The following is a 9,598-nucleotide window of genomic DNA, read 5'->3' as shown; positions in this document are numbered from 1 at the left end:
CGGTGCGCAGGGACAGGTGGCTCCGCCACATGACCCTGCGCACCGCACGCCGATCGCACGCACCGAACGCCGCTCCTTCTCCCGCGGAGATCCATCAGAAGGACCCTAGGCGGCGCCAGCTCCAGGTCGTGGTGGCCTCCAGCGGCTCCAGGGGCGTGACCAGGCGCGGCAGGGTGTTGAGCCCGTTGGGCGGCCCGGTCTGCGGCTCCACGCACACGGCGGCCTCCTGCTCGTCGTAGACGACGACCCACTCCTCGCGGCTCGCCACTTTCAGCTCGAGCTGCCCGGGCCAGGTCAGGGTGACGTCGACGCCGTCGGGCATCCCGAAGCAGTCGTCCCAGGGGCCGGGCTCGGGGTCGAGGCGGTTGCCGGTGGGCAGGTGGTCGTCGCCGCGCTCCTCCTGCCAGGCGGGTTCGAAGTCGAGGCGGACATCCTGGGCGCCCTCGCCGCCCAGGTTCCGGTTGAACCACGGGTGCCAGCCGATCTGCGCCGGGAAGGACGAGTCGTACGTCTCCACGGACATGGTGAGCGTCAGCGCGTCCTCGCTCAGGGCGACGACCTGGGTGACACGGCCCGGGTGGGGCCAGGGGTCGACGAGCTCGTACGTGATGACGGCCTCGTCCGTGCTCGTGCGGGCGGTGCGCCAGGCATGGTCGCGGACGGTGCCGTGGATGGCGTGGGGCGGGGCGTTGAGGGGCATCTGCCGCACGACGGCGCCGTCCAGGAACCGTCCGTCCCGGACCCTCCCGCACCAGGGCACCATCGGGAAGCAGCCGAAGCGCTCGCCCTGCCGGAGCATCTCCACGCCGCCGATCCGCAGCCCTCCGACCCGGCCGCCGTTGCCCGGCTGCACGGTCACCTCCGCGTCGCCCGCGGTCAGCGTGATGTCTTCGTCACTCACGGGACGACCCTACTGCGGTGATCAAGAGGGCCTCACCCGGAGCGGGGCGTTTCAGCGCCGCCGGCGCAGGGCCCGCACCGCGACGATGGCCGACGCCACCGCGAGCGCCGCGGCGGGCGCCGCCCAGCGCAGCGGGGCCGGGGGCGTCACGGTCTGCGGCGCGGGCACCGGCGCGTACCGCCCGCGCGGCGGGGCGTGGTCGACCTCCTCGGCACTGCGTCCGATCATCGTCCGCCGCGCATGCGCCGCCTCGGCGATGGACTCGGCGTCCTCGTCCCTCTTGGCCGAGGGGGGTTCGGGGACGGGCGCGGGGGCGGAGGCTTCGTCGTCGGGTGCGGTGGACGGGGCCTCATCGGGCGCCACCGGAGGCGGGGCGGCCTCGTCGTCGGCGTCCGGGGTCGTCTCGTAGTCGGTCGTCGCCCGGGGTTCGAAGTCCTGCGTGCCTACGGACGTGGTGGTTCCGGGTGCCGCCTCGGCCAGGTGTTCCGCGAAGCGGTTCAGCAGCCGGACGACGGCACCCTGCACCGCGTCGGCCGGGAGGTCCTTGATCCGCCCGTCCGCGGAGGCCGTGCCGTCGAACGTGAGCGTGCAGCCGTCCTCCGCCTCCCGCAGGCCGATCCGCAGGGCGAGCTCGACCGAGCCGCTGCCGCGCGACTCCTCCGCCTCACCCTCCACGGCGTACGCCCCGTCGTCCCGCCGGGAGACCCGTACGGCACCCCGGTAGGTGACGGAATGACTGCCGACCCGGATCTTCAGCCGCCCGGTGACGGGCTCGGCGCCGGCGTCCTGCTGGAGCCCGGGAACCACCCGGGCGACCCGCGCGGGGTCGTCCAGCACCTCCCTGAGCCGCTCGGCCGGAACCGGAACGAACACCTCGTGCTCCATGTCGACGGACTCTACCCAGCACAGGCGGAAACGCACCCCCACCTCCGGGATTCGCTCCGTATCCGGGTCCGCCCGGCGTATCCTCCGCCGCCCGCCCCCGGCTCAGTACCGCGGATGCACCAGCGTCGAGGCGGGCAGCCCGGCGATCCGCGTCCCCCGCGCCGCCCGCGCCCCCGCCACGAGGGACGCGTCCGTGAGGGTCCGCGGGCGCGGACCGTCCGGGTCGAGGCGTGGCCGCGGGTCCGTGCGGGCGGCCAGGACGAAACCCCAGTCCCGGGGGGCCCGGGTGCGGTCGGCGGGTGTGCGGTCGGGGCCGACGGCGAATCCGGCGCGACGCCCGCCCGTGCCGTACGGGGCGGTGCGAAAGCCGGCCGCGCGCACTGTCGCGTCCACCGTCCAGTACGCCCGGGGGCTGGACGCGACCGGCCCGGCGTGCACCACGAGCCGGCCGCCGGGGGCCAGCACGCGCCGCGCGAGGCCATAGAACTCCTGGGAGTACAGCTTCGTACTCGCCGTGATCCCCGGGTCCGGCAGATCCGAGACGACCACGTCGTACGCCGCCGGGGGCGCTCCGCGCAGCCAGCCGAAGGCGTCCTGGACCGTCACGTGCACGCGCGGGTCGCCGTAGGCGTGCCGGTTCAGCGCGGACAGGCCCGGGTCGGTGCGGGCCAGCCGGGCCACCTCGGCGTCGAGTTCGATGACGTCGACCCGGTCCACTCCGGGGTGGCGCAGCACCTCGCGGGCCGCCAGGCCGTCACCGCCGCCGAGGACCAGCACGCGCGCGTGCCGCCCGGTCATCGCGGGGTGGACGAGGGCCTCGTGGTAGCGGAGTTCGTCGCGTCCGCTGACCCGCAGCCGGCCGTCGAGGAACAGGTCGAGGGGCCGGCCGTGCGTGCCGCCGGTGAGGACGACCTCGTGCACCCCTGTCTGGAGCGCGACGCGGACGTCCCTGCCGTACATCGCCTGCCGGGCGGCCCGCTCGAAGTCGTCGACGAGGACGGCGGCCGAGGCGAGGATCGCGAGCACGAGCCCGTTGGCGAGCAGCAGCAGCCAGCGGGCGCGCCGGGTCAGATCCCGGCGGAACAGCCCGAGCACCAGCGCCCCGCCGACGACCGCGTTGACGGCGCCGGTGAGCAGCGCGCCGGTGAGCTGGCCGAGGAAGGGCAACAGGAGGAAAGGGAAGGCGAGGCCGCCGACGAGGGCACCGACGTAGTCCGCGGCGAACAGGTCGGCCACCGCGCCGCCCGCGTCCTGGCGGCGGATGCGCTGGATCAGCTCCATCAGCAGCGGGACCTCGGCGCCGATGAGCATTCCGGTCGCGAGGGAGAAGGCGACCAGGAGGCAGCGGGGGCCGCTCGCCCACATGCCGCCCCAGTCGCCGGTCCAGGCGAACACGGCGTACAGGGCCATCGCGCTGCATCCGCCGACGAGCGCGAGCGTGGCCTCGACGGCGCCGAAGCCGGCCGCGGCGAGCCCGCGCAGCCGCTTCGCCGCGAGGGAGCCGATGCCCATCGCGAAGACCATGACGGACAGCACGACGGAGGCCTGTGTGACCGAGTCGCCCATCAAGTAGGAGGCGAGGGCGACGAGTTCGAGTTCGTACACGAGTCCGCAGGCCGCACAGACGAACACGCCCGCGAGGACCAGGAACCGTCCGGTGCCCGGCCGGACGGGCAGCCGCGCCGGGCCGCCGGGGCCGCCCGGGGCGCTCCAGGGGGGCGGGGAACCGGGCGGGGCGGGCGCGTGCGGCTCGATCACGCTGCGACGTTACGTCACGTCTCGACTGCGGTTCGTCACCCACACGTGTGGTGCTGGTTTACGGAGGCCCGATATCGGTACGAGATTCGTTTCGCCGTCGGTACAGCGGGAGGGGGACGTTCAGTGGGCGGTGGCCGCCGCCGGCATCCGTACGCCGACTCTCGTACGGGTCGCCACCAACTGGCCGTCCTGCGGATACGCGTGCCAGGTCCGCCAGTGCACCTGCCCTTCGTGATGCTGGGCCAGCAGTGCCGTGAAGGCGTGCGGGCTGCCGGGGAAGACGCCCGCGAGGCCGTGCGGGTGGTCGGAGACGAGGGCCAGCAACTCCTGGGCGCGGCCCTCGAAGGAGCCGGGCGAGAGGACCTCGACCCGGGCGGCGAACTCGTACTCCCAGTCGCCCACCCGCTTGGCGACGCCGAGCGGAAGCGGAGTGCTGCTGCCCGCAATGCACGCCACCGTCTCCGAGCAGATGCCCCGCTCCTCCTCCAGCAGGACCTGGTGGGACGCGCCGAGGAGTCGCAACTGCATTTTGGCGCCCGTCAGTTCGAGGTCCATCGCGGCCAGTGCGGGAAGCGGCTCGCGCCCCAGCGCCCAGGCGAGATCGGCCGCGCGCGTGTCGGTGTAGGAGGTGTTCAGGGTCGTGAGCATGGATCGGCTCCGCAAGCACACAAGGAGAGGGAGGTGGGTCCACCGCGCCCCGGTCGCACCCGGGGGGTTCGGCCCGGATCAACCCGGTCGGCCGGTTTCTGGAAGATGTCCGCAGGGCGTCCGAAGGGCTGCGTTGGTGTTGTAGAGGGAATCATGAACTGTGGCGACGCCACAGCGTTTTTACCCAAGTTCGTAGGGTTTCCATCCCTCAGAGGGCTCTACAGCTCAATTGTTCAACTACGGCGTGCGCCGGTGCCGGGGAGGCGTGCGCCGGTGCGCCGTGGCTCGCGCCCGGGGCCACGACGGACGGGCACCAGGGTCTGCGCACCGCTCCCGAAGTGGCCGTTTGACAGGCGCAGTTGCCGGAGTCACGCCTGGGTACGCCGTCCCATGGACGGAGTTGTCCTACAGGCATGCGAAGTTGTCCGAGACCTCGCGCAGTTGGCCGACAGGCGTTCGACGGATCCGCCGGACGGGAACTCCGGGATCCCGCCCGGTACGGAAGCCCCGGCCTACGGCCCGGCACGGAAGCCCCGGACCGCGGCCCGGCACGGAGACGCGGGGCCCGCCCCAGATGCGGACCCCGCGTTCGGTGGGTGCGGCTTCCCCGTGGGGAAGGCCTGCCGACTGCTGTCAGCTGCCTCCGCCGCCGCAGCCACCGCCGCCACCACCGCCCCCGCCGCAGGACGACCCGCCTCCGCAGGACGAGCCACTGCTGCAGGACGAACCGCCGGACGAGCCGGAGTCTCCCCCGCCGGCCCACCAGCTACCACCGCTGCTCGCCGAACCGGAGGACGTCCCCATCCCGCGACGCGCCGACCGCCCGGAACCGCCCCTGCGGACCCCGGACACCAGCGCCGCGATCAGGATGACTGCGAACACCGCCAGGATGATGCCGATAACCATGGCGTCACCCTCCTTTCGTTTCCCCCGAAGCGGCCCCCCGTGGGCGCCTCGCTCTTGCGTGAACAGGGGATGCCCGGTCCTCGCACGACCCAAAGCAGAGTTGAGGAAGTCCAGAGCTTCGGCGGAGGATGGCCGGCATGACCTCCAGCGCCCGCCCCCTCCTCAATCGCCGGCTCGCCGAGTTCGGGACGACGATCTTCGCCGAGATGTCCGCCCTGGCCCTGAGCACCGGCGCCATCAACCTCGGCCAGGGCTTCCCCGACACCGACGGCCCCGAGGAGGTCAGGGAGGCCGCCGTACGGGCCCTGCGGGACGGCCGCGGCAACCAGTACCCGCCGGGCCCGGGCGTCCCCGAGCTGCGCACGGCGATCGCCGCCCACCAGCAGCGGCTCTACGGCCTCTCCCACGACCCCGACACGGAGGTCCTGGTCACCGCCGGGGCCACGGAGGCCATCGCGGCCTCGCTGCTGGCCCTGGTGGAGCCCGGCGACGAGGTGATCGCCTTCGAGCCGTACTACGACTCCTACGCGGCGTGCATCGCGATGGCGGGCGGGCGCCGGGTGCCGGTCACCCTCCGCGCGGACGAGGAGGAGGGCCGCTTCCGCCTCGACCTGGACGAGCTGCGCGACGCCGTCACCGACCGCACCCGTCTGCTGCTGATCAACACCCCGCACAACCCGACCGGCACGGTCCTCACCCGCGAGGAGCTGGCCGCGATCGCCGAGCTGGCGGTCGAGCGCGATCTGCTCGTGGTGACGGACGAGGTGTACGAGCATCTGGTGTTCGACGAGGCCGAGCATGTGCCGCTGGCGACGTTCCCGGGGATGCGCGAGCGCACGGTGACCATTTCGAGCAGCGGCAAGACGTTCTCGTTCACCGGCTGGAAGGTCGGCTGGGTGACGGCGGCCCCGGAGCTGGTCACGGCGGTGCGCTCGGCGAAGCAGTACCTGACCTACGTCTCGGCGGGCCCGTTCCAGTACGCGGTCGCCGAGGCGCTCGCCCTCCCGGACAGCTACTTCACCGCCTTCCGCGACGACATGCTCGCCAAGCGGGACCTGCTGTCGGCCGGGCTGAGCGCCGCCGGCTTCGCGGTCTACCGGCCGGCGGGCACCTACTTCATCACCACCGACATCCGTCCCCTCGGCGAGAGCGACGGCTTCGCCTTCTGCCGCGCGCTGCCCGAGCGCGCGGGCGTCGTCGCCATCCCGAACGCGGTCTTCTACGACCACCGGGAGGCGGGCGCGCCCTTCGTGCGGTTCGCTTTCTGCAAGCGCACAGAGGTCCTGGCGGACGCGGCAGACCGGCTCCGCAAGGCATTCGTACGCTGACCACCGCCCCATGGGGCCAGTCGTCGGAGGCTGTTCGGTGTCCTTCGGGTGTCGCGGGGAGGCGTGGACAAGGATCACGGTGGAGGTGTCCGGGCCGACCAGGTAGCGGACCCTGCCGCCGCTGGTGATCTCGTACTCCCACTGCTCCAGTTCAGAGCGGTGGCCCGCCACGAGACGGTCGCTCGGTGCACTGCCTCCCTGGCGCCCAGCTCAGCGGCGTCGGAGAGTGCGAGGAACACCGTCGAGCGGAGTCGGCGGCTTCTGTGGCCTCCCGCCTTCTGTGGCGTCCCGTCCGAAGCCGGCCGCATGGTCGGATGACAGGTTCTTCAAAGGTTCTTCATCACCTCCGGCCTACGGTCGGGACGCCCGCCGCGCTCGCGGTCGGGCGGGACGGGAGGCGGGAGAACCGATGAGGACGAACCGGGTGCTGATGGCCGTGGTGACGGTGTCGGTCATGGCGATCACCCTGGCCGGCTGCGGAGGCGAGGACGACCCCCCGAAGGTCCCGACGGCGGGCGGCGGCAAGGCGTCCGGCAAGACGACCGCGCCGAGTGGGGACGACGACGTGGCCGCGTATGTGAATGCCCAGCGCGAGTGGGTGAAATGCCTGCGGAAGAACGGGGTCGACGCCCCCGACCCGGACACCAAGGGGCAGGTCGACTTCGGCAACAACGCGGCGCTGAAGAAGGACACGAAGTTCCTGGACGCCTCCGAGAAGTGCGTCTCGCTCAAGGCGGCCGTCCCCGAGAGCCTCGAGAACGCCAACCAGCCCAAGCTCACCCCCGAGCAGATCAAGGTCAAGCGCGACTACGCCGACTGCATGCAGAAGAACGGCGCCCCCGACTTCCCCGACCCCGGCCCCGAAGGGACCGCGCAGGGCTCCGATTGGAACCAGACGTCGGCGGGAGCCAAGCGTGCCACCCGTGTCTGCGCTCCGATCATCGGCGACCCGGCGGACCAGCCCGCGGGCAAGGGCTGACGATGGCGGAGACGGTTGCGCAGACCGATCACGAGCGCGGGGCGGCTCCCGCGCCGCCGCCGCGCGGTCGGCGCGGGCGGCGTACGGTCCTGGCGGCCTCGGCTCTGGTCGTCGTGGCGGCCGTCGCCGTGGTCGGTGCGCTGGGCCTCGGCGGAGGAGGGGCGAAGGAGGGCTCCTCCGCCCCTCCCCGCTCAGACTCCACCGTCCCGGTCACCCGGACCACACTGACCGAACGCACCACGGTGGACGGCCAGTTGGGCTACGGCACCGAGATACCGCTGCCGGTCAAGGCGACCGGCACCGTGACCTGGCTGCCCAAGGAGGGCACGACCGTGGAGCGCGGCGGCACGCTGCTGCGCGTCGACGACCGGCCGGTGGTACTGCTGTACGGGACGCTGCCGATGTACCGGGAGCTGGGCCTGACCGCGGGCCCCCAGCAGGGCACCCGGCAGGACACTCAGCAGGGCACCCGGCAGGACGCCGGGGCCAAGGGGGACACCCAGGATTCGGGTGACCAGGGCCGCACGGACGAGGCCTCCGGGGCTCCGGACCCCTCCGGATCGCCGGCGCCGGGCGGCACCGGGGCCGGGGCCGGGGCGGCGGCCGGAGGGACCGGGGGCACGCTGCGCGGGATGGACGTCCTGCAGTTCGAGAGCGATCTCGCCGCTCTCGGCTACACCGGCTTCACGGTCGACGAGGAGTTCACCGACCTCACCGCCCGCGCGGTCAAGCGCTGGCAGAAGTCCCTCGGGCTCCCCCAGACCGGCACGGTCGGCATCGGGGACGTCGTCTACTCCGCCGGCAAGGTACGCATCGGCCACGCGAGCGTCCGGCTCGGCTCCCCGGCCACCGATGACGTCCTCACGTACACCGGTACGTCTCGGAAGGTCGTCGTCAACGCCTCGGCGGCGGAGGACTTCTGGGCCGTGCGCGGCGCCGCCGTCACGATCGGGCTGCCCGACGGGAAATCGGTGAAGGGCGAGGTGACCTCGGTGGGGAAGAGCGCGACCGCGCCCGAGGAGGGCGGCGAGGAGGGTGGCTCCGCGACACCGACGGTTCCGGTGACCCTCACCATCAAGGACCAGAAATCCGTGGGACGGCTGGAGAGCGCGCCGGTCACCGTCAAGTACGTGGGGCGGGAACGGGCGGACGTCCTCACCGTCCCGGTCGCCGCCCTGGTCGCCCTGGCCGAGGGCGGCCACGGCCTGGAGACCGCGGACGGCCGGTTCGTCGCGGTGAAGACCGGGCTCTTCGCGGACGGCCGGGTGGAAGTGAGCGGAAGCGCCGTTCGCGAGGGCATGAACGTGAGGATCCCGGAGTGAGCGGAGCATCGGCCGTCGTGGAGTTCGACGCGGTCTCCAAGACGTACCCCGGCGGTGTGGCGGCGGTACGGGACGTGAACCTGAGCATCGGGCGCGGCGAACTCGTCGCGGTCGTCGGCCCGTCGGGCTCGGGCAAGTCCAGCATGCTGAACCTCATGGGCAGCCTCGATCGGCCCTCCGCCGGGCGGGTGCTGGTCGACGGCCACGACGTGGCGAAGCTGACGGACCGTGAGGTGTCAGCGCTGCGGGCCACCCGGATCGGCTTCGTCTTCCAGCAGTTCCATCTGGCGGTAGGGGTTCCGGTCCTGGACTCCGTGGCCGACGGGCTGCTGTACGCCGGAGTACCGCTGCGCCGCCGCCGGGCCGGCGCGGCGACGGCGCTGGAACGAGTCGGCCTCAGCCACCGCGTCCACCACCTCCCGCACCAGCTGTCCGGCGGCGAGCGCCAGCGGGTGGCGGTGGCCCGGGCGGTGATCGGCGAACCGGCGGTCCTGCTGGCGGACGAGCCGACCGGCAACCTGGACTCCGCTTCCGGGGAGGCCGTACTCGGTCTGCTGCGCGAGCTGAACGCCGCCGGGACCACGGTCGTGATCATCACCCACGACCGGGAGATCGCGGCCGGGCTGCCCCGCCGTATCGAGATGCGCGACGGCCGCGTGGTGGCGGACACCGCGACCGGTGCCGCGCCCAGCGAGGCGGTCCGGTGACCGACGACACGACGAACGGCCCGCCCAGGGACGACGCCCCACCGGCCCTGCCGTCCGGCCCCCGCGGGGGCGGCGGACGTGGCCGCGGACGAGCGAGCGGTGACGTCGGTGGCATCGGTGGCACGGGCGGCCGGCTTCGGGCCGCCCGCCTCGGTCCTCAGGAC

At 73.1% G+C, this 9,598-nt stretch carries 9 protein-coding genes; 4 read left to right on the top strand and 5 right to left on the bottom strand.

Annotated features, from left to right (window positions below; genetic code table 11):
* Window positions 1-94: 94 nt before the first annotated feature.
* The 5 genes from ACFTZL_RS34675 to ACFTZL_RS34655 all read right to left on the bottom strand — a co-directional run bounded on the left by ACFTZL_RS34675 (window position 95) and on the right by ACFTZL_RS34655 (window position 5,098).
* Complete coding sequence (locus ACFTZL_RS34675) at window positions 95-901, bottom strand: aldose 1-epimerase (RefSeq protein WP_382591211.1); 807 nt, start codon at window positions 899-901, stop codon at window positions 95-97.
* A gap of 51 nt (window positions 902-952) precedes the next feature.
* Complete coding sequence (locus ACFTZL_RS34670) at window positions 953-1,786, bottom strand: SRPBCC domain-containing protein (protein WP_382591208.1); 834 nt, start codon at window positions 1,784-1,786, stop codon at window positions 953-955.
* Between the two features lie 102 nt (window positions 1,787-1,888).
* Complete coding sequence (locus ACFTZL_RS34665; protein ID WP_382591204.1) at window positions 1,889-3,544, bottom strand: polyamine aminopropyltransferase; 1,656 nt, start codon at window positions 3,542-3,544, stop codon at window positions 1,889-1,891.
* Between the two features lie 120 nt (window positions 3,545-3,664).
* Complete coding sequence (locus ACFTZL_RS34660) at window positions 3,665-4,192, bottom strand: DUF2617 family protein (protein ID WP_382591201.1); 528 nt, start codon at window positions 4,190-4,192, stop codon at window positions 3,665-3,667.
* Window positions 4,193-4,825: 633 nt separating this feature from the next.
* Complete coding sequence (locus ACFTZL_RS34655; protein WP_382591198.1) at window positions 4,826-5,098, bottom strand: hypothetical protein; 273 nt, start codon at window positions 5,096-5,098, stop codon at window positions 4,826-4,828.
* Window positions 5,099-5,226: 128 nt separating this feature from the next.
* Here ACFTZL_RS34655 and ACFTZL_RS34650 point away from each other — a divergent pair, with 128 nt between their 5' ends.
* From ACFTZL_RS34650 to ACFTZL_RS34635, 4 genes are all read left to right on the top strand, one after another.
* Window positions 5,227-6,426, top strand: a complete 1,200-nt coding sequence (locus ACFTZL_RS34650; protein WP_382591195.1) for a pyridoxal phosphate-dependent aminotransferase — start codon at window positions 5,227-5,229, stop codon at window positions 6,424-6,426.
* Between the two features lie 409 nt (window positions 6,427-6,835).
* Entirely contained in the window at window positions 6,836-7,405 is a 570-nt protein-coding gene (locus tag ACFTZL_RS34645; RefSeq protein ID WP_382591192.1) for a hypothetical protein, read from the top strand.
* 2 nt (window positions 7,406-7,407) lie between these two features.
* Window positions 7,408-8,727: a peptidoglycan-binding protein gene (locus ACFTZL_RS34640; protein WP_382591188.1), complete on the top strand. Its 1,320-nt coding sequence runs from the start codon at window positions 7,408-7,410 to the stop codon at window positions 8,725-8,727.
* Complete coding sequence (locus tag ACFTZL_RS34635; protein WP_382591185.1) at window positions 8,724-9,434, top strand: ABC transporter ATP-binding protein; 711 nt, start codon at window positions 8,724-8,726, stop codon at window positions 9,432-9,434. The genes ACFTZL_RS34640 and ACFTZL_RS34635 overlap by 4 nt, the downstream gene beginning before the upstream one ends.
* Window positions 9,435-9,598 lie beyond the last annotated feature (164 nt).

Source organism: Streptomyces sp. NPDC056948 (assembly GCF_042674225.1).
Lineage (GTDB): Bacteria > Actinomycetota > Actinomycetes > Streptomycetales > Streptomycetaceae > Streptomyces > Streptomyces purpurascens.
Note: the sequence above shows the minus strand (reverse complement) of the source record. Positions and strands in the feature narration are given on the sequence as shown.